Source organism: Aliamphritea spongicola, assembly GCF_017051665.1.
GTDB classification, from domain to species: Bacteria; Pseudomonadota; Gammaproteobacteria; order Pseudomonadales; family Balneatricaceae; genus Amphritea; species Amphritea spongicola.
In genome coordinates this window covers 101,663-120,693 of record NZ_JAFIDL010000002.1, presented here as the reverse complement: position 1 = coordinate 120,693, position 19,031 = coordinate 101,663, and the positions used below count along the sequence as shown (strand labels likewise).

The following is a 19,031-nucleotide window of genomic DNA, read 5'->3' as shown; positions in this document are numbered from 1 at the left end:
ACCTCTCCTATTGTCAGTTGCGCAGGGGCTTACCGGTCAGCAGCATGTGTTCGATACGTGCCAGTGTGTCCGGATGGCGGATAATCTGCATGAAGTGTTTACGTTCCAGATCCAGCAGATCCTCTTCGCCGAGCTCAGTTAATGTGTCGGTATCACCACCGGCCATAATATCGGCTACATGCAGTGAGACGGTCTGATCATGCCGGGTGGCCTTGCCGTTGCGGACAAAGCCGTTAACAGCCATTTCAAAGGCCAGCCTGCCGCTGGGGCCCGGCAGATTAAACGTTGCCGGTTGCGGTGGCTGATAATCCTCGGCCAGCTGCAGTGCGGTTGCCTTGGCGTCTGCCAGCAGGCGGTCACGGTTCATGGTGATTTGATCATGGTGGCGCAGGATCAGGTTACGGCGGGCCTGTTCTGCCGATTTGGCCACTGCTGCGGTGGATATCAGCTCAAAGACTTTTGATGCAGCGGGCATCGGGCCCTGCGGGTAATTGGGCTTTTGTTGCCAGCGGGCGAGCATCTCTTTGCAGCCTCCCCAGGCGGGTACCAGGCCGACGCCCACTTCAACCAGCCCGGTATAGGTTTCCATATGGGCCTGAATGGCATCACTGTGCAGCAATACTTCACAGCCACCACCCAGCGCCAGACCGCTGGGGGCACTGACCACCGGGAAGGGGGCGTACTTGAGGGCCTTAAAGGTTTGTTGGCCGGCGGCGACCATGGCTTCAATGTCCTGCCAGGCGGCAATATTGGCGGTAAACATTGCCAGACCAAGGTTGGCACCTACGGAGAAATTTTCCCCTTCGTTATAGATTACCAGTGCTTTGTAATGCTTCTTAACCAGCGAAATGCTCTGGTGCAGCAGGGCCATGATATCCGGGTCCAGGGAATTCATTTTTGAGGTGAACTCAAAACACAGTACACCGTCACCGATATCCCACACTGAAGCAGAGGCGTTCTTTAACAACGGTTGTTGCTGACGTTTGATATCCGCCAGCAGGAGAACACCTTCGGGGCGTAACAGGGGCTGATAGCGGCCGTAGACGTCCATGAAGTGTAATTGGTTGTCCTGACCCTGAAATGCCTGCAGGGTATAAAGGGGGCGGCGGGCGGTGGTGGCCAGAATGGACGGCAATGTAAAACCGTCGGTCTGCAGCCGTTCTGCGAGCCAGCCGGTGCCCAGAATATCCATCAGTTCGAAGGGACCGTATTTCCAGTTATAGCCCAGCCGCATGGCTGCATCGATGGCGGTGATATCTTCAGCAACCTCTCCCACCAGAGTGGCGGCGTAACTGAGGGTCTGGGCCATGACCCGCCAGAGATAACGGCCATATTTATCATCCCGGGAAAGCAAATCACGGAGATTATGCACCCGGGTATCTGCGCCGGGTACCTTCGGCCGTAACGCCGGGCTGTACTCGCCGGTATGCAGACAAATGGCTTCTTTTACCGGTGGATTCTGATTGCGGTCCAGCCGGTAAAAGCCGCCTTTGCCTTTGCGGCCGGTATAGCCCTGGCTGATCATCTTCTCAATGAGGGGTAAATGCCGTTGCAGCAGGACAAAAGGATCATGTTCCGGCAGGGCCTGACACATGGCGCCGACAATGGCAGGCATCAGGTCAATTCCCACCAGATCCATCAGCCCGAAGACACCGGTTTTTGGCACCCCACAGGGCTTGCTGAGCAGCGCGTCAGCTTCTTCAATGCTCAGCCCCATGTCGATGGCTTCAACCAGCGCGCAGTAGATCCAGAAAATGCCCAGCCGGTTGGCAATAAAACCGGGGCTGTCTTTGCAGTGGATGACGGTTTTGCCCAGCTTCAGATCGGCAAAATGTTCCAGTTGCTGCATCACTTCCGGACGGATATTTCCGGCAACAATTTCCAGCAGGCGCATATAGCGGGGGGGATTAAAAAAATGCGTAATGCAGAAGTCAGCCGCAAAGCTGTTCGGTAAGCCTTTAGTGAGAGAGTGCAGGGGCAGGGTTGAGGTATTGGAAGACACGATGCTGCCCGGTTTCCGTACCCCGTCTATCTGCTTATAAAGGCCTTGTTTCAGCGGCAGATGTTCACTGACGGCCTCGATAATCCAGTCGCAATCGGCGATCCGGGGTAAGTCGTCGGCAATGTTCAGCGGGGTGATCAGCCGGCTGTTACGTGGCTGGGTCAGTGCTTCCGGGTTAGCTTTCAGCAAGCGGCTGACAGCTTCTTTGGCAATGCTGCTGCGGTCCGGTTGCTGCTCATCTGCCCGGTCGAACAGCAATACCGGCACGCCAGCGTTGGCGATGACGGCCGCGATACCGGCACCCATGGCACCGGCCCCGATGACCGCCACCTGCTTGATGGTATTCATCAGATGGCCTCCAGCAGTGTCGCTATCCCCTGGCCGCCGCCGATACACTGGGTTGCCAGAGCGTACTGACCGCCGGTTTGCTTTAACAGGCTGGCGGCTTTACCGACAATCCGGGCACCGGTGGCACCCAGCGGGTGGCCCAGTGCGATCGCGCCACCGTGAACATTGACCTTTTCCGGATCAAGTTCCAGTTCGCGGATACAGGCCAGCGCCTGGCTGGCAAAGGCCTCGTTCAGTTCGACTATATCCAGATCGCTGCTGTTCAGGCCTGCCCGTTGCAGAGCTTTCTGACTGGCGGCCACCGGACCGATACCCATCACCTCTGGCGCACAGCCGGCCACGGCGACGGTTTTAATCCGTGCCAGCATGGGCAGGTTATGCTGCCGGGCGTAGCTTTCTGAGCAGACCAGTACCGCCGCTGCGCCGTCGGTCAGGGGGGAGCTGGTGCCGGCGGTCACGCTGCCGTCACTGACAAATGCCGGTTTCAGGCCGGAAAGCCCTTCGGTGCTGGTGTCCCCGCGGATGCAGCCGTCCTGTTGCAGCTCATCAAGGGGGATGATTTCATCCGCCAGTAGCCCCTGTTGCTGAGCTTGCAGGGCTTTCTGCTGGGAACTGACGGCAAAGGCTTCCTGGGCATCACGGCTGATATTGTAATGCTCGGCAACTACTTCTGCGGTTTCCCCCATGCTCATGTAAATCCGGGCGTTTTCTTTATACAGCTTGGCATTTGGCAGCGGGTTGTAGCCCATCATCGGAATCCGGCTCATGCTCTCAACACCGGCACAGATGAATACCTCACCGGCACCCATAGCAATGCTGCCGGCGGCCATATGAAGGGTCTGCATGGATGAGCCGCACCAGCGGTTTACAGTGGCGCCGGGAATGCAGTCCGGCAGGCGGCTGAGGAATACCAGCATGCGCGCCATATTAAGCCCCTGTTCGCCTTCCGGAAAGGCGCAGCCGCACAACAGATCTTCGATCCGGGTTGGATTAACGCCACTGTTACGGACCAGCCCGCGGATAATCTTTGCTGCCAGCGTGTCCGGACGCACACCGGCAAGTGCGCCCTTATGGGCGAAGTCGAAAGGGGAGCGGCAATAGCCGGCGATTACTGCGTGTTCCATAGTGCGTTCCTGCCTGTCCTGTGGTTGTCGTCTTGCTGCTAATGGTCGGTCCGGTCTGTCTGGCCGGATGTGTTGCTCAGGGCATCCAGACACTGGCTGCGGATTTCCCGCAGTTCCTCAAGCACCTGAACCAGCGCATCCTGCTGATTTTCAAGGTCTTCAATTCTGGTACAGACTTTCTTATACAGCAGTTGCAGCTGTTCTGTCTGCTGAATGTCGGTGGTGTACAGGTCGAGAAACTCACCGATATCTGCCAGTGAAAACCCCAGCCGCTTGCCCCGCAGAATCAGTTTCAGCCGGGCTTTATCCTTACCTGTATAGATCCGAGTATTGCCCGCCCGTTCCGGTGAAAGTAAATGTTTACTCTCATAAAAACGGATTGTCCGCGGGGTGATACCCAGTTCCCGGGCCAGTTCCGGGACGGTGTAAAAAGCCGGTTTACTCATACATTATGCCCGGGCCGCTGCACCGGCTTTGGCCTGTTGCTCTTCAACCAGTTCTTTTTTCGATAATTTGCCGACCATGGTTTTGGGCAGGTCTTCACGGATCTCGATATCTTTGGGCATTTCGATCCGCGATAAGCGGTCATCCAGAAAGGTTTTGATGGACTCACTGTCCAGATCTTCATAGCCTGCTGCCAGTTTGACGAAGGCTTTCGGTGCCTGACCCCGGTATTCGTCATCGACGCCGATAACAATGGCTTCAGCAATGCCCGGGTGGCAGTACAGGGCGTCTTCAATGTGCCGCGGATAGACGTTGTAGCCGGAACAGATAATCAGATCTTTGATGCGATCTACCAGAAAAATGTAGCCATCTTCATCGGCATAGCCGATATCGCCACTGTGCAGGCCACCGTTGATGATGGTGCTGGCGGTGGCTTCCGGCCGTTGCCAGTAGCCCAGCATAACCTGAGGACCGCTGATGACAATTTCACCTTTTTCTCCCTGAGGGACTTCTTTGCCCGGTTCCGCCGGATCCTGAATGCTGATGCGGGTGTCGTTCAGTGGCAGGCCGATGGAACCGGCTTTTATGATGCCTTCAAACGGGTTTACCGTGGCCACCGGGCCACATTCCGTCAGCCCGTAACCCTCAACCAGTTTACAGCCGGTGGCTTCTTCAAAGCTGGCTTTGGTTTGCACCGGCAGCGGCGCGCCACCGGAAATACAGTAGGTCAGGCTGGAGAGGTCGAGTTTGTTCAGATTGGGCGCATTGTTGATGGCGGTATAGATGGTGGGCACGCCGGGAAACAGAGTCGCACCTTTGCTTTGCAGGGTTTTCAGGAGCTGGCTGAGTTCAAAGCGGGGCAGCAGAATCAGTTCAGCACCAATGGATATACCGAAGTTCATTACCACGGTCATGGCGAATACATGGAAAAAGGGTAATACCCCGAGCATCTTTTCCTCGCCTTCTGTCACCGTTGGGATGCATTGGCGGATCTGCAGGGTGTTGGCGGCAATGTTCCCGTGGCTGAGCATGGCGCCTTTAGGCTGGCCGGTGGTGCCGCCGGTGTATTGCAGCACGGCCAGGTCATCTGCTTCAGGGGCGGTGGCAGTGTAATGACCGTCGGTATTACTCAGCCGGGTGAAAGACATATGCGCCGGATCTCTCGGGAAATCGGCGATCTCAGAACGTTTGAGTACCTGAAACAGTACACTTTTCACCGCCGGCAGAATTTCTGACATGGAGCAGACCACGATGTGTTGCAGGCAGGTGGTTTCCAGACAGGCGTGTACCTTGGGGTAAATCTGTTTAAGGTTCAGGGTGATCATGATCTGAGTGCCGGAATCTTCAATCTGATAAGCAATTTCAGACCGTGAATAGAGTGGGTTGAAGTTCACCACCGTGCCACCGGCTTTGAGAATGGCGTAATAACAGATCACATGATACGGGGTATTCGGCAGACATAAGCCAACTTTGCTGCCCTTACCGACCCCCATTTGCTGCAGGCCTTTGGCGGTGCGGCTGACCAGTTCATCGATTTCGCGATAGGTATATTTTTTATCCAGAAAATCGACACAGGGGTTATCGGGAAACCGGCTGACGGCCTGATCAAAGTAACTGACAACGGTTGTATTCATGCCATGTCTCCCGGGGTTGTGTCCTTTGGGATGCGCATGACGGCGACATAACTTACAGCGTCAGGCGCTATAAGTAAGTGTAGTTCCCTATAGGTCACTTGCAATTGCAGCACGTGAGCCCGCTAACCGTAAAACCGACGCTCAGCCCCGGGGGAGCAGGGCCGGGGAGGTATCTGAAAAAATCTAAAACTGCATCACCAGCCCCAGGCTGAGGATATCCACTTCAGAGTCAAAGCTGCCGGAATAGCTGGTGGGGACGGCCGCACTGGTCCGGCTGTCGGATACGCGGGCTTCTTTGGTAAACAGGTGGGAATAACCAATGTTCAGGCGGGTTGCCGGGGTGAGCTGATAGGACGCCCCAACCGATGCCCAGGTGCGGTCAGCATCGGGAATGCCGGCAGACCGGTAGGCGTCGCTGGCTGCCCCTTCATCGTAAGCAACACCAAACTTCAGCTGCAGTTTGTCACTGTACTGATAGTTGGCTCCGATGGCGGCAAACACGGTGTCCTGCCAGAAGTAATCAATGGTGGAAATGTGCGCGCCGGTATCCGTGTTGTTAATTACCAGCTGATCCAGTTGTGACCAGTCTGTCCAGGCCAGATCTGCCAGCAATGCCCAGCGGTTATCCAGTTGCTGATACCAGCCAAGGGAGGCAATGGCAGGCAGGGTAATATGAGTGTCAGCGTTCTGAGTGCTGACGCCGACAATTTTTACGGTGCCTTCAAGCCGGTGCTTAATCTGCGAACGGTAATTCAGGCCGATCCGGCCGCCATCACTGTATTCCCAGAGCAGGCCCAGGCCGTATCCCCAGCCGGTATCATCTGCTTCGATAACAGAGGCCGTCGCGGTATTCAGACCGGTGGTGACCTGCCGGGTCAGGGTGCCTTCTACTTTGTTGAACTGCAGGCTGGCCCCGAGGGACAGGTTTTCGGTGACCCGGTATGCCAGCGCCGGGGCGATATTGAGGGTTTTGATTTCGCTTTTTACGTTGGCGTTAGCCCCGACCCAGTTGGTGTCATACTGGGTGGAAAGGCCAAAGGGGACGGTCACTGCCAAGCCCAGTTTAACGGCTTCTGATTCACCCCAGACCGCAAACAGTGAGGGAACCAGCCCGTCTTCCGCGCCGTTTTGCTGGGTGTTGGTGAAGGGCGTGCCGGCGGTGGAGTTGCTGTCGTGTTTATAGTCGGCGCTGGGGGCGATGTAAGAAAGATTCGCTTCTAACTGGGTGCCCTGCAGGCGGGTCATACCGGCCGGGTTATAAAATACCGTGCCCGGGTCCTGTGCTTTGGCGGTCTGGCCGGCAAATGAATTGCCCTGGCCTTCGGCGCTTTGCTCTTTTAACTGAAATCCGGCGGCCTGGATCAGCGGGGATGATGCGATACCGAGGGTGATGGCACAGGTTTGTATAAGTGGACTACTCAGGGGGAATGAACGGAATAACAGCATAGATTCTCCGCAGCGGCACCGGCATTGTTAAGCGTTTATCCGGTGTTTTCAGGTTCTTATTCTTGGATGTATTACGTTTTTTAATTAACCGCCGGGTAACTTTACAGAATCTTAATGGCGAGAAAAGCCCTGACAGGGATATTCCGGGAAATTTGTGCAGTAAGAGTCTCTAATGGCGGTTAAATCCTCTACAATAGGCGCAATTTTAATAGATGCTGACCCGTGAGCGGTCGCCAGAAAAGGTTTTGCCATGAAGTTCTCCTCTCTCGATTTATCCGCTGATCTGTTAAGTGCGCTGGATGCCTGCGGTTATACCGATATGACACCGGTTCAGCAGCAGGCAATCGTGCCGGCGCGCCGCGGCAAGGACATTCTGGCCAATGCCCAGACCGGCACAGGTAAAACTGCAGCGTTTTCGTTGCCCATCCTGCAGCAGATGACAGAACGGCCAAAAGAGGTTCAGCCGGGTCATGTCCGGGCGCTGATCCTGACCCCTACCCGGGAGCTGGCAGAGCAGCTGGCGGATACCATTGGCCGCTACGCACAGAATCTGCCATTAAGCGTGCTGGCTCTGTACGGCGGTACCACCGTGGCAAAACAGGCGAATAAACTGGCGAAGGGTGTGGATGTACTGATCGCTACCCCCGGCCGGCTGATTGAACATGCGGTGGAATGTAACCTGCACCTGTCACAGGTGGAGTTTCTGGTGCTGGATGAAGCGGACCGGATGCTGGATATGGGCTTCCTGTCGGACGTCAGCAAAATTTTGCAACAGACCCCGGAAAGCCGCCAGAGCCTGCTGTTCTCCGCCACCATTTCTCCGGATGTGAATGAGCTGTCGAAGCAGTTGCTGAAACGTCCGGAAGTCATCCGGGTGGCGAAGCAGAATGTGGTTGCCGATACCATCGACCACGTTGTGTATGAGATTGATGAGCAGCGTAAGCCGGACCTGTTTGCCAAGCTGATTAAAGAAGAAAACTGGTTTCAGGTACTGGTGTTCACCAGTACCAAGGCGCAGGCCGACAGCCTGGCTATGGACCTGAAAGTCGATGGCATCAAAGGCGTTATCTGCCACGGTGATATCAGCCAGGGGGCCCGTCGCCGGGCGCTGGCCGACTTTAAATCCGGCAAGGTACAGGTGCTGATTGCGACTGAAGTTGCCGCCCGCGGTCTGGATATTCAGGGGCTGGAACATGTGGTGAACTTTAACCTGCCGTATCTGGCGGAAGACTACGTTCACCGGGTTGGCCGTGCCGGCCGTGCAGGTATGCCGGGTAAGGCGATTTCCTTCGTCAGCCGTGAAGAAGAGCGTACCCTGAATGACATCGAACACCTGATCGGCAGCCGTATTAAGCGGGTTTATATGGAAGGTTTTGAAGTCAGTAAGCGTGAAGGTCTGAAAAAGTATCTTAAGAAAGCCCGCAAAGCGCCCCGCAGCAATAAGGTCACCCGTACCAAAATTGTTAAATCTGCCGGTGCCGGTAAGAAAAAACCGTCTAAGCGGAAGTAATTGCAGATACTGAACATTCCATCACTGAAAATCACTGTGCCAGCCTCGTAAAGGAAACAGAATGCAGCAACTTCTGGAAGACATTATTACTGAGGTCCGGCCACTGATCGGTAAGGGAGAAGTGGCCAGTTACATCCCTGAGCTGGGCAATGTTGCCAGGGACAAACTGGGCATGGCTGTTTGTACGGTGGATGGCACGGTGTATCAGGCCGGTGATGCGGCCGAGCCCTTTTCAATTCAGAGTATTTCCAAAGCCCTGGCACTGACGCTGGCCATGAACCGGTATGGGGATGAACTCTGGGAACGGGTTGGGAAGGAGCCCTCCGGACAGGCATTTAATTCACTGGCACAGCTGGAATATGAAAAGGGCATTCCCCGTAATCCTTTCATTAATGCCGGTGCCCTGGTGGTGACCGATGCGCTGGTGTCCCGCTTATCTGCACCGAAGCACCGGATTCTCGATGTGGTGCGTCAGCTAAGCGGCAATCCGCAGGTGGTTTCAGATCAGCGTGTGGCACTCTCAGAATATCGTCACAGCGACCGTAACGCGGCCATCAGCTATCTGATGAAATCCTTCGGCAATATCCATAATGATGTGGATACTCTGCTGCAAACCTATTTTTATCACTGTGCGCTGCGGATGAGCTGTGTGGATCTGGCCCGTACGTTTATTTATCTCGCCAATGGCGGTTACCCGCTGAATACCGACGTACCGTTACTGTCTGCTCAGCAAACCAAGCAGCTGAATGCTCTGCTGATGGTGGCCGGCCTGTATGATGTTGCCGGCGACTTTGCCTACCGGGTGGGTATGCCGGGCAAGAGCGGTGTCGGGGGTGGCATTGTGGCGGTGATTCCCGGTGAACTGTGCGTGTGTGTCTGGTCTCCGGAGCTGAACCAGAACGGTAACTCGCTGGTGGGAACCGCCGCTCTGGAACTGTTTACCACTGCGCTGGGGCGCTCGGTTTTCTGAGCAGATAGTAAAACTAACTAAACTATCAGTAATACTAATAATTTTTATGAGCGGGCCTGAAAAGGCCCTTTTTTGTGCAATTAATAAACAAAACTGGCTGGCAGCCGAACAGGACAGCGACAGAAACCGGTCGTTAATAAGCCTTCCTTGTCAGCATTATTAGTCTCTCTAATAATGCGCGTATTTCGTTGCGTTCCCCGTCACTATTGCCGATATTTGCTCGATCAAAGCGTGTTCGGCACGTTTTAAATCAATCAATACATACCCGCGGTAGGGAGGCAATAATGCCTTTTGGCTTATTAAAATATGGTCTGAGCAAGGAATATCCCGCCCAGCACCATTTCACACCCAGCAGCACGGAGCTGAAGAAACATTACGACGTGGTCATCATCGGTGCCGGTGGTCACGGGGCGGCCTGTGCGTATTACCTGTCCAAGTACCATGGCGTGACCAATATCGCCGTGCTGGACAAAGGTTATCTGGGGGGCGGTAACACTGCCCGGAATACCGCGGTAATCCGTTCTAACTACCTGACCGAAGAAGGCGTCAGCTTTTACCGGGATTCTGTGAAACTTTACCAGAACCTGAGTAACGAATTCGGCTACAACATCATGATGGAAAACCGCGGTCAGCTGACCCTGGCCCACAGTGATGCAGCGGTGCGCAGCTTCCGCTGGCGGGCTGAGGTTAACCAGCATCTGGGCGTACGTTCTGAGCTGGTGGACCGTCAGACCATTCGCGAACTGGTACCGAACCTGAATATGCCGGAAGACGGCCGTTACCCGATCATGGCAGGCTTGTGGCATGCGGACGGGGCGACTGCCCGTCACGATGCAGTGGCATGGGGCTACATGAAAGGTGCCTGCGAGCGCGGTGTTGAACTGCACCAACTGACCGAAGTGGAAGACGTGCTGGTTAGTAACGGTAAGGTCACCGGTGTTAAAACTAACCGCGGCACCATTAGCTGTGGTTCTGTGGTACAGGCGGTTGCCGGTACCAGCTCGGTTGTAGCGAAAATGGCGGGTATCAAACTGCCGGTGCACAGCTTCCCGTTACAGGCGATGGTTACCCAGCCGTACAAACCGCTGCTGACGCCGCACGTCAGTTCGCCACACGTTCACGTCTATGTACACCAGACCTCCCGTGGTGAATTTGTTATCGGCGGTGGTTCCGATCCGTATCCGCTGTACAACACCCGTTCAACCCTGGATATGAAAGAGTCTCTGGCGGCGGCGGCGCTGGAACTGTTCCCGTTCCTGTCACAGGCACGGCTGATGCGTCAGTGGGCCGGTATCACGGATATGACCCCAGACTACAGCCCGATTATGGGTTTGAGCCCGGTGGAAAATTACTACCTGGATGCGGGCTGGGGCACCTGGGGCTTCAAGGCCACGCCAATCTGCGGCCAGACCATGGCGGAGCTGGTTGCCACCGGTAAGCCACCTGAACTGATTAAGCCGTTCGAGCTGGAACGCTTCTACCGTCATCAGCAAATCAACGAAGCCGGCGCGACCGCGGCCAGCCACTAAGCGGGAGAAAAGAGTCATGAAAATACTGAACTGCCCGCTGAACGGGCCACGCAATATCTCAGAATTTATTTACGGCGGTGAGCTGCACGAAATGCCGGACCCGAACCGCTGCGACAGCCGCGAATGGGTGGAGCACGTTTACTTCCATGAAAATGCTGCGGGTATCGTCCGCGAATGGTGGTGTCACAGTGCGACTTCGTACTGGTTTCTGGCGGAACGGAACACCATTACCGATGAAATTATCAGAACGTTTCCCGCCAGCGAAGTATTTAATCAGCGGGTTGAATTCACCGCTGTGGAAGGAGAGTAACCGTGCCTGTTTATAACGATAACCGACTGGCCAATGGCGGTTTGCTGGTAGATCGCAGCAAAACTGTCAGCTTCTCTTTTGACGGCCGCGAATTTAAAGGCTTTGCCGGCGATACCATTGCCAGCGCACTGGCGGCGAACGGCCAGTGGCTGATCAGCCGTTCATTCAAGTATCACCGCCCGCGCGGTGCATTAACCATGGCCGGTCAGGACGCCAATACCCTGGTACAGCTGCCATCGGACCCGAACGTACTGGCGGACCGGGAAACTATTCGCGACGGCCTGAATGTATCCGGCCAGAACTTTACCGGTAGCCTGGAAAAAGACAGCAGCCGCCATCTGGGCATGTTCAGCAAGTTCATGCCGGTGGGTTTTTACTACAAGGCCTTCTACAAGCCAGCCGGCGCCTGGGAAAAATGGGCACCGGTGATCCGTAAGGCTGCAGGTCTGGGTGTGGTGGATGACACCTTCGAGCCGGAATACTACGACAAGCAGTACAGCTTCTACGATCTGGTGGTTGTGGGTGCAGGCCCTGCGGGGATGACTGCTGCCATTCAGGCTGCTGAGCAGGGCGCGAAAGTTCTGCTGGTGGATGAGAACCCGATTCTGGGTGGCAGCCTGGCGTACAGCCGCTTGGATGCGGAAGGCACGCAGGCAGAAGCGCTGCGTCAGGCGATGATTGCTGACATTGAAAGCCACGCCAACATTGATGTGAAACTGGATGCGGCGTGTAACGGCTACTTCGGTGATAACTGGTTGCCGGTGATTCAGGGCAAGCGTCTGTACAAGGTACGGGCTAAAGAAGCCATCATGTGTGTGGGCTCGCTGGAACAGCAGGCGGTATTCCACAACAACGATCTGCCGGGCGTGATGATGTCCAGCGCGATCCAGCGTCTGATTAAGCTCTACGGCGTGAAGCCGGGTCAGAAAGCAGTGGTCGTTACCGGTAACGATGAAGGTTATGCAACGGCACTGGATATGCTGGATGCCGGCATTGAAGTGGTTGCGATTGCTGAACTGCGTGATGCCGCGCCGGAAAGTGAACTGATGCAGGCGGTGAGCCAGCGCGGTGTACGGATTCTGAGCAACCATGCGGTGTATGCAGCCAAAGCCAGCGGTGACAAGAAGCATCTGGCGGCGGTTGAAATCCGTCAGCAGGTCAGTAAGGGTACATGTGCTGACAGCGGCGAAACCTTCGCTTGTGATCTGCTGTGTATGGCGGTGGGCTATACCCCGACCTATCAGCTGATTTGTCAGGCCGGTGGTCAGTTAAGCTACAACGACGATACTGCCATGTTCACCCTGAGCAAGCTGCCGAAGGCGTTCCAGATTGCCGGTTCCGTGAATGCGAACTGGTCGGTGAATGCGGTATGCGGTGATGCCCAGCGGGCTGCAGCGATTGCGGTTAACCGTCTGGCGGAAACCGTTGAGCGCGTCAGCGCCATGGCTGAACCTGCTCCGATAGCGGATGACAGTGCCAACAGCCCGAACTATAGCTGGCCGATCTTCCCCCATCCGAAGGGTAAGGAATTCGTCGATTTCGATGAAGATCTGCAGATCAAAGACATTGTGAATGCCACCCGTGACGGCTATGAGCACGTGCAGCTGGTGAAGCGTTACTCAACCTGTGGCATGGGGCCTTCTCAGGGCCGTCATTCCGCGCTGGCAACTGCCCGTATTGTGGCGAATGCCACCGGTAAGAGTGTTGCCCAAACCGGTGTTACCACGGCCCGTCCGCCGTTTGCGCCGGAACGTCTGGGGCACCTCGCAGGCCGCAGTTTCTACCCGGCCCGTTACACCAATATGCATCACCGTCACCTGGAAGCCGGTGCACAAATGCTGCAGGCCGGTGCCTGGTATCGTCCGGCGTATTACGGCCCGGTGAACCAGCGTGATAACTGCATCGCCGCGGAAGTGAATAACGTGCGTAACAATGTCGGTCTGGTGGATGTATCCACTCTGGGTGGCATTGAAGTTCGCGGTCCAGATGCCGGTGAGTTCCTCAACCGGGTGTACACCTTTGGCTTTGCCAAACAGCCGCTGGGCCGTGCCCGTTACGCCCTGATGACCAATGAAGCCGGTGTGGTGATTGATGACGGCGTAAGCTGCCGTTTCCATGACCAGCTGTTCTACGTGACAGCCACCACCGGCGGTGTCGACCGTGTGTATCAGAACATGCTGAAGTGGAACGCTCAGTGGTGTCTGGATGTGGACATTGCCAACGTGACCTCCGCCTGGTGCGGTGTGAACATCGCCGGACCTAAAGCCCGTGAAGTACTAAGCAAACTTTGTGAAGACATTGATCTGGGCAGCGAAGCATTCCCTTACATGGGCGTGCGTGAAGGCCATGTGGCAGGCATTCGGGCCCGGGTGATCCGCGTCGGTTTCGTCGGCGAGCTGGGTTACGAAGTACACGTTCCGCAACATGCCGGTGAAGCACTGTGGGATGCCCTGATGGCCGCCGGTAAAGAGCACGGTATTAAGCCATTCGGCATTGAAGCACAGCGGGTACTGCGTCTGGAAAAAGGCCACATCATTATCGGTCAGGACACCGACGCTATGTCCACGCCGGAAGAAGTACAGATGGGCTGGGCGGTCTCCAACAAGAAGCCATTCTTTGTGGGCCAGCGGATTATCCGCGAGCTGAACAAAGCACCGCAGTACCGCTCGCTGGTGGGCTTCGTGGTGGATGATCCGAAAGCGCCGGTACCGCAGGAAAGCCATCTGGTGATCGACGGCGACAAAATGACTGGCCGGGTCACTTCCTGTAACTACTCCCCGACACTGGGTAAGCCAGTGGGTATGGCTTATGTACCGCCGGGCAAAACAGAGCCGGGCAGCGATATCGTCATTAAAGTCGACGGTGCGCCGGTTGCCGCCAAGGTTGTCGCGCTGCCTTTCTATGATCCTGACACCGCCCGTCAGAACCTGTAATCCCGCTGCGAGGAAAACGAGATGAATGAATTTGTAACAGCAGCGCCGGACAGCGGATTACGCCGCAGTCAGCTGTACCGTAAACAACAGCAAGCCGGAGCGGAATTTGCCGGCCTGAATGGCGCAACTGTGGTTAAACAGTTTGCGGCAGACGATGCACAACAACTGAAATCACTGGCGATGGTGGACCTTTCCATGCTGCCACGCAGCGGCTTTAAGGGCCGTCAGGCACCGGAATGGCTGACCCAGCAGGGCGTTGCAATCCCGGCTGAACCAAACCGGGCAACCCGTCAGGAAGACGGTTCACTGGTGGCGAGCCTGTCGGTACAGGAACACCTGATCCTCAGTGATCTGCAGGTAACCGCTGGTATGTCGCAGCAATTAGCAAATACTTGGCAAATGGATGCAGACACTGCCTGCTATTCACTGCCACGCAGCGACAGCCACGCCTGGCTGTTGCTCACCGGAGAACATTTACGGGACATGCTGGCCAAGGTCTGCGGCATTGATTTTGCCGCGGAAGAGTTTGCCAACCATCAGGTGGCGCAAACCTCGGTGGCCCGGTTAAACAGCATTCTTATCCGTGATGATGTGCAGTTGGCGGATGGCAGCACCGTGCTGGCCTTCCACCTGCTGTGTGATGTGAGTTCAGTTGAGTTCATGTGGGATTGCCTGCAGGACGCAATGGATGAATTTGGTGGTAAGCCGGCGGGTCTGGCTGCACTACTGGCGTGATCCGGACCCGGTTTCGGCCGGGTTCATAAAAATAAGCGGCCAGACCGTGATTCAGCGGTGATGGTGGCAAACAACAAATTGAAATAAGTAGATGAGGCTTCAGCCTCACACAAAAATAACAGGAACGACAACATGGCATTCCCAAAGAGTTCACCTTATGTGATCGTTGGTGCCGGTATTCACGGTCTGAGCACCGCGTATCACCTGGCGCTGGAACTGAAAAAACGCGGTAAAGGCAGCGGCGAAGACATTATCATCCTGGATAAGTCCGGCATCTCTGCCGGTGCTACCGGTATCGCCTGCGGTGTTATCCGTAACAACTACTTCCAGCCGGCTATGCGTGAGCTGATGGCACACAGCGTAAAGGTATGGGAAAGCGATCCAAAGGCTTACAGCTACCACCCGGTTGGCTATATGCAGATCAGCCCGGAATCCATGCATGAAGACGTTGCTTCCATTTATGAACAGCAGCAGGCCATCGGTTATGAGTCTAAATTCATCGAAGGTGAAAAAGACTGTACCGATTACATGAAGACCATCTTCCACGACTGGCAGGCTCAGGGCATTACTTCTGTATTGCACGAAATGCCAGGCGGCTATGCAAACAACACCAAGGCGATGTACGGCCTGGCGGCCAAGGCAGAAGCGGAAGGCGTACGCATCATTACCGGCGTTACCGTTACTGGCTTCCAGCAGGCGACTGACGGCGCGATCACCAAGGTAGAAACCAACAAGGGTGATATCGAAACGGATTACGTGGTTATCGGTGCCGGCCCGTGGGTGAAATCCTTCTGGGAAATGCTGGATCTGCCGAAGCACATCAACATCAAGAACCCAACCTCTGGCCAGATTGCTACCGACGTACCGATGTGGGTTTACTGGTCACTGCAGGAAGGTACCCTGGGTGTAGACCCTGGCCTGCAGGTTACCAACGACGGCAAGATGCCACCGGTTATTCACGTGGACAGCAATGCACCGCTGTATTCCGACGTTGACGGTTCTCTGATCACTGAAGACATGTGGGGCATTTACTACAAGCCTGACTACCACTTCGGCGGCGTACAGGGCGGTGCAGCACCGTTCATCGTTGATAAGCCAGCGGATTCCGTACAGGTTGATCCGTACGGTCCTGAATCCCCTGAATTCATCGTGGGCCCTGACTTTGCGCACATGTGGGTATCTGCACTGGCGCACTGTCAGAAGCGTTTTGAAGGCACGATTCCCAAGTATAAGGACGAAGCGTCCGGCGGTATCGGTTGCTTCACTCCGGACAGCTTCCCGGTATTCGACACCTTCCGTAAGAACTGCTTCGTGATCGCGGATTCTAACCACGGTTATAAGATGCTGGGTGTAGGTAAGCTGGTGGCTGAACAGGTTGTGGGTGAGAAGCCAAGCCTGCTGGAGCCATTCCGGTTCTCCCGTTTTGAAGAGGGTAAGCTTCACCCGACTTCTAATAGTCCGTTCCCTTGGAGCTGATCACTCCAGTGTGATTTTCTGGTTGTTGACCGCAACCCAAACGCCGGGCTTTTTAGTCCGGCGTTTTTGTTTGTGGTTATCCTGCGGGTGCTTTATATGAGCTGATGGTTTTGATGTTTTCTTTGTTTTTGTGCTGATGTTTAACTTGGGATGATCTTTTTCGCTAACGCGACTCAAGACCTTTGTAACGGCGCAAAGGCCTTAAGAATCCAAACGCCGCCCCACCGCTTGTCCGGCTGCGCCGGATTCCCTGCGCGTCTCACTGACAACAGGCCTCCTAAAAACTCGACCGCTACGCGCTCTCAAACAATTTATCCGGCTTATCTGTTGTCAGCTACGATGCTCGGCTGCACGGAAGGGGAATCGGGCTACTCCGTAGTTATTTGAGGGAGTAATCTGTGAGGGGGGTAAGAAGAGGGTAACAGATGAAATTTGATTTTGGAGTTCTACCGATGAACATGACGAATAGCAGGTTCATCGGTATTGGTGGGCTATTTTTACAGAGCTTTGCTTAACCAGGATGAATAGTCTGTGGCCACTCCTTTCAGTGTTGCGCTATCAATCGGTGATGTCAGCGTTACCATATATTCTTGTTGTATGAAGGTTATGCTGCTTGTGGTCTGAAGAGTGGAGCTGTATTCATTGAGTGTTGCAAAGTCTCCAACTCCCTCGAATGTAGTTAATTTCATACCTTCCGGTAACTCTGTATTCAGACCTTTTTTCAACGTTTCTATTTGCATTTCAGGTTCGGCTAACCGATTGAGATTAGCGTCTATAACCGTGCCTTCAACAGAATAGGTGTGGTTAACAGCAGACAAAATACCCGCGTCTTTTAGGGTGTTTATAACGATTGCCGGTACTGCTGGTTTCTTGGGAGGATTGCTCACATCTTCAATGATTAAATCTAAGGATAAATCAGACGTGTATTTTGATTCTGATGAAGGCATTACATATTCTTGAATGTGCTTACTTCCTTCGTTACTACAAGCACTTATCGCAAGAATAGATAGCATAAAAAGAATAGTTTTTTTCATAATTAAAAGTTCCATTTTTAAAGTGTGGTCTTACGAATATGGAGTATATCCTGATCATCTCAGCGATAGAGATGATTAAGCTGAAGAAAATTTGTATCAAAGTAACTCACGTGAGTCTGGCACAAAATTTTCCCCTTCTGTGCAGCCGAGCAGCGCAGTTTTTGTATGGTTAAGCGTATGCATTGTCTGAGGGCGCGAAGCGGCCGAGTTTGCAGGAGCGCATACAAAAATGAGCCGCGCAGGGCATCCGGCGTAGCCGGACAAACAGTGGGGCCGCGTTTGGATTCTTAAGGCCTTTGCGCGGTTCCAAAGGCCTTGAGTCGCGTTAGCGAAAAAGGTCATCCGAAGAAAAGAGCCAGCACAAAAACAAAAAAAACACCCAACCATCAACCCCTTTTTACATTGCAGTATTTCCCACAAAGGGAAAAGATCATCCCAACCATCAGCCCCTTTTCTTAAAGCAACCCTGCATAGAGAAAAACAACACGTCGCTTATGCATAATGACTATGCACAAACTGACCTGTACCTCAGCACCCCCGTGCGGCAAGATATTCCGACGTATCTCAAGGAGTAACCGATATGACCGCCGCCATACAGCCCGCTGCTGACCGCAAGTTACTGGGTATCAGCCTGATTGTGATTGCCGTTTTTATGATGTCGGTTCAGGATGCGCTGGTTAAGCATTACAGTGGTGATTTAACCCTCTGGCAGATCTTTACTTTGCGGGGCGTACTGGCGATTCCGCTGCTGTTGCTGGTGGCCATGCTGATGCGCCAGCAGCAAAACATCTGGCAGGATGCAGTACAGAAGTGGGCGCTGATCCGGTCAGCGTTCATGGTGCTGATGTACATTTCTCTGTATGCGGCCATTCCTTTTCTCAGCCTGTCGGTTATCGCTGCCGGGTTTTATACCGGACCGATTTTCGTCACTTTGCTATCCGCTTTTGTGCTTGGTGAGCCGGTTACCCCACGGGGCTGGGTGGCTATTGGAATGGGCTTCTGCGGCGTGCTGGTGATTCTGCAGCCGGGCGGTGATGCCTTTACCGCCTGGGCGCTGGTGCCGGTATTTGGCGGCCTGATGTATGCCCTGACCAATGTCACTACCCGCAGTAAGTGTCAGACCATGCCGATGGCGGCACTGGCGTTGTCTTTAACGGTAATGCTGCTGTTACTGGGGGCGGTGTTCAGCCTGATTCTGTATAGCTGGCAGGGTGTCGGTGAGGCTGCGGCAGAGCTGCCGTTTTTGCTGGGGCAGTGGAGTGAAGCGGGCTGGGCACAGTGGCTGTTATTTCTGGTGCTGGCGTTTCTGACCATCGGTATCAGCATTACCCTGGTAGGTGCCTATCAGGTGGCACCGCCGCCGCTGGTGGCTACTTTTGATTACAGCTATCTGGTGTTTGTCGGGGTGTGGGATTTTCTGTTTTTTAACACGGTGCCGAGTGTGGCGACCCTGTGCGGCATGTTGCTGATTATCGCCGCCGGATTGCTGGTGACCGTGAAGCGCTGATATAAAAACGCCGGGCGATTTAGCCCGGC

14 protein-coding genes and 2 pseudogenes are annotated in these 19,031 nt (G+C 54.7%); 10 read left to right on the top strand and 6 right to left on the bottom strand.

Annotated features, from left to right (window positions below; genetic code table 11):
- Positions 1-13: 13 nt before the first annotated feature.
- From JYB63_RS07160 to JYB63_RS07140, 5 genes are all read right to left on the bottom strand, one after another.
- Positions 14-2,350, bottom strand: coding sequence for a 3-hydroxyacyl-CoA dehydrogenase/enoyl-CoA hydratase family protein (locus tag JYB63_RS07160; RefSeq protein WP_205657162.1), 2,337 nt, complete (start codon positions 2,348-2,350; stop codon positions 14-16).
- On the bottom strand, positions 2,350-3,474 hold the full coding sequence (locus JYB63_RS07155) for a thiolase family protein (protein WP_205657161.1): 1,125 nt from the start codon (positions 3,472-3,474) through the stop codon (positions 2,350-2,352). Before JYB63_RS07155 ends, JYB63_RS07160 begins: the two co-directional genes overlap by 1 nt.
- Before the next feature lie 38 nt (positions 3,475-3,512).
- Positions 3,513-3,920, bottom strand: a complete 408-nt coding sequence (locus tag JYB63_RS23500; RefSeq protein WP_205657160.1) for a MerR family transcriptional regulator — start codon at positions 3,918-3,920, stop codon at positions 3,513-3,515.
- Positions 3,921-3,923: 3 nt separating this feature from the next.
- Positions 3,924-5,552: a long-chain-fatty-acid--CoA ligase gene (locus JYB63_RS07145; RefSeq protein ID WP_205657159.1), complete on the bottom strand. Its 1,629-nt coding sequence runs from the start codon at positions 5,550-5,552 to the stop codon at positions 3,924-3,926.
- A 183-nt stretch (positions 5,553-5,735) separates the two neighbouring features.
- Complete coding sequence (locus tag JYB63_RS07140) at positions 5,736-6,998, bottom strand: OmpP1/FadL family transporter (protein ID WP_205657158.1); 1,263 nt, start codon at positions 6,996-6,998, stop codon at positions 5,736-5,738.
- Positions 6,999-7,248: 250 nt separating this feature from the next.
- On the opposite strand from JYB63_RS07140, the gene JYB63_RS07135 reads away from it, so the two are divergent.
- The 9 genes and pseudogenes from JYB63_RS07135 to JYB63_RS07105 all read left to right on the top strand — a co-directional run bounded on the left by JYB63_RS07135 (position 7,249) and on the right by JYB63_RS07105 (position 16,461).
- The gene (locus tag JYB63_RS07135) at positions 7,249-8,508 is read left to right on the top strand and encodes a DEAD/DEAH box helicase (RefSeq protein WP_205657157.1); all 1,260 of its coding nucleotides are present in this window, start codon (positions 7,249-7,251) and stop codon (positions 8,506-8,508) included.
- Positions 8,509-8,569: 61 nt separating this feature from the next.
- Positions 8,570-9,478, top strand: coding sequence for a glutaminase B (gene glsB, locus JYB63_RS07130; protein WP_205657156.1), 909 nt, complete (start codon positions 8,570-8,572; stop codon positions 9,476-9,478).
- Between the two features lie 284 nt (positions 9,479-9,762).
- On the top strand, positions 9,763-11,007 hold the full coding sequence (locus JYB63_RS07125) for an FAD-dependent oxidoreductase (protein WP_205657155.1): 1,245 nt from the start codon (positions 9,763-9,765) through the stop codon (positions 11,005-11,007).
- A gap of 16 nt (positions 11,008-11,023) precedes the next feature.
- A complete protein-coding gene (locus tag JYB63_RS07120) occupies positions 11,024-11,317 on the top strand; it encodes a sarcosine oxidase subunit delta (RefSeq protein WP_205657154.1) in 294 nt (97 codons plus the stop codon).
- 2 nt (positions 11,318-11,319) lie between these two features.
- A pseudogene (locus tag JYB63_RS23300) lies at positions 11,320-11,607 on the top strand (2Fe-2S iron-sulfur cluster-binding protein); the annotation flags it as partial.
- A gap of 249 nt (positions 11,608-11,856) precedes the next feature.
- Positions 11,857-12,519, top strand: a pseudogene (locus JYB63_RS23295) (NAD(P)/FAD-dependent oxidoreductase); the annotation flags it as partial.
- Between the two features lie 12 nt (positions 12,520-12,531).
- Positions 12,532-14,250 carry a glycine cleavage T C-terminal barrel domain-containing protein gene (locus JYB63_RS23290; protein WP_374730435.1) on the top strand — a complete coding sequence of 573 codons (1,719 nt, stop codon included), beginning with the start codon at positions 12,532-12,534 and terminating at the stop codon, positions 14,248-14,250.
- A gap of 21 nt (positions 14,251-14,271) precedes the next feature.
- A complete protein-coding gene (locus JYB63_RS07110) occupies positions 14,272-14,985 on the top strand; it encodes an aminomethyltransferase family protein (RefSeq protein WP_205657152.1) in 714 nt (237 codons plus the stop codon).
- Between the two features lie 132 nt (positions 14,986-15,117).
- Positions 15,118-16,461 (top strand): NAD(P)/FAD-dependent oxidoreductase, encoded by a 1,344-nt coding sequence (locus tag JYB63_RS07105; protein WP_205657151.1) that lies wholly within the window; start codon positions 15,118-15,120, stop codon positions 16,459-16,461.
- 497 nt (positions 16,462-16,958) lie between these two features.
- Here JYB63_RS07105 and JYB63_RS07100 read toward each other — a convergent pair whose 3' ends face one another.
- Positions 16,959-17,495, bottom strand: coding sequence for a hypothetical protein (locus tag JYB63_RS07100; protein ID WP_205657150.1), 537 nt, complete (start codon positions 17,493-17,495; stop codon positions 16,959-16,961).
- A 580-nt stretch (positions 17,496-18,075) separates the two neighbouring features.
- Here JYB63_RS07100 and JYB63_RS07095 point away from each other — a divergent pair.
- Positions 18,076-19,002: a DMT family transporter gene (locus JYB63_RS07095; protein WP_205657149.1), complete on the top strand. Its 927-nt coding sequence runs from the start codon at positions 18,076-18,078 to the stop codon at positions 19,000-19,002.
- Positions 19,003-19,031 lie beyond the last annotated feature (29 nt).

Excerpts from the sequence above, each read along its gene's own strand:
- JYB63_RS23500 (WP_205657160.1), bottom strand. The coding sequence starts at position 3,920 with ATGAGTAAACCGGCTTTTTACACCGTCCCGGAACTGGCCCGGGAACTG.
- JYB63_RS07155 (WP_205657161.1), bottom strand. The coding sequence starts at position 3,474 with ATGGAACACGCAGTAATCGCCGGCTATTGCCGCTCCCCTTTCGACTTC.
- glsB (WP_205657156.1), top strand. The coding sequence starts at position 8,570 with ATGCAGCAACTTCTGGAAGACATTATTACTGAGGTCCGGCCACTGATC.
- JYB63_RS07105 (WP_205657151.1), top strand. The coding sequence starts at position 15,118 with ATGGCATTCCCAAAGAGTTCACCTTATGTGATCGTTGGTGCCGGTATT.
- JYB63_RS23290 (WP_374730435.1), top strand. The coding sequence starts at position 12,532 with ATGGCGGTGGGCTATACCCCGACCTATCAGCTGATTTGTCAGGCCGGT.
- JYB63_RS07120 (WP_205657154.1), top strand. The coding sequence starts at position 11,024 with ATGAAAATACTGAACTGCCCGCTGAACGGGCCACGCAATATCTCAGAA.
- JYB63_RS07140 (WP_205657158.1), bottom strand. The coding sequence starts at position 6,998 with ATGCTGTTATTCCGTTCATTCCCCCTGAGTAGTCCACTTATACAAACC.
- JYB63_RS07125 (WP_205657155.1), top strand. The coding sequence starts at position 9,763 with ATGCCTTTTGGCTTATTAAAATATGGTCTGAGCAAGGAATATCCCGCC.
- JYB63_RS07145 (WP_205657159.1), bottom strand. The coding sequence starts at position 5,552 with ATGAATACAACCGTTGTCAGTTACTTTGATCAGGCCGTCAGCCGGTTT.
- JYB63_RS07100 (WP_205657150.1), bottom strand. The coding sequence starts at position 17,495 with ATGAAAAAAACTATTCTTTTTATGCTATCTATTCTTGCGATAAGTGCT.
- JYB63_RS07095 (WP_205657149.1), top strand. The coding sequence starts at position 18,076 with ATGACCGCCGCCATACAGCCCGCTGCTGACCGCAAGTTACTGGGTATC.
- JYB63_RS07110 (WP_205657152.1), top strand. The coding sequence starts at position 14,272 with ATGAATGAATTTGTAACAGCAGCGCCGGACAGCGGATTACGCCGCAGT.
- JYB63_RS07160 (WP_205657162.1), bottom strand. The coding sequence starts at position 2,350 with ATGAATACCATCAAGCAGGTGGCGGTCATCGGGGCCGGTGCCATGGGT.
- JYB63_RS07135 (WP_205657157.1), top strand. The coding sequence starts at position 7,249 with ATGAAGTTCTCCTCTCTCGATTTATCCGCTGATCTGTTAAGTGCGCTG.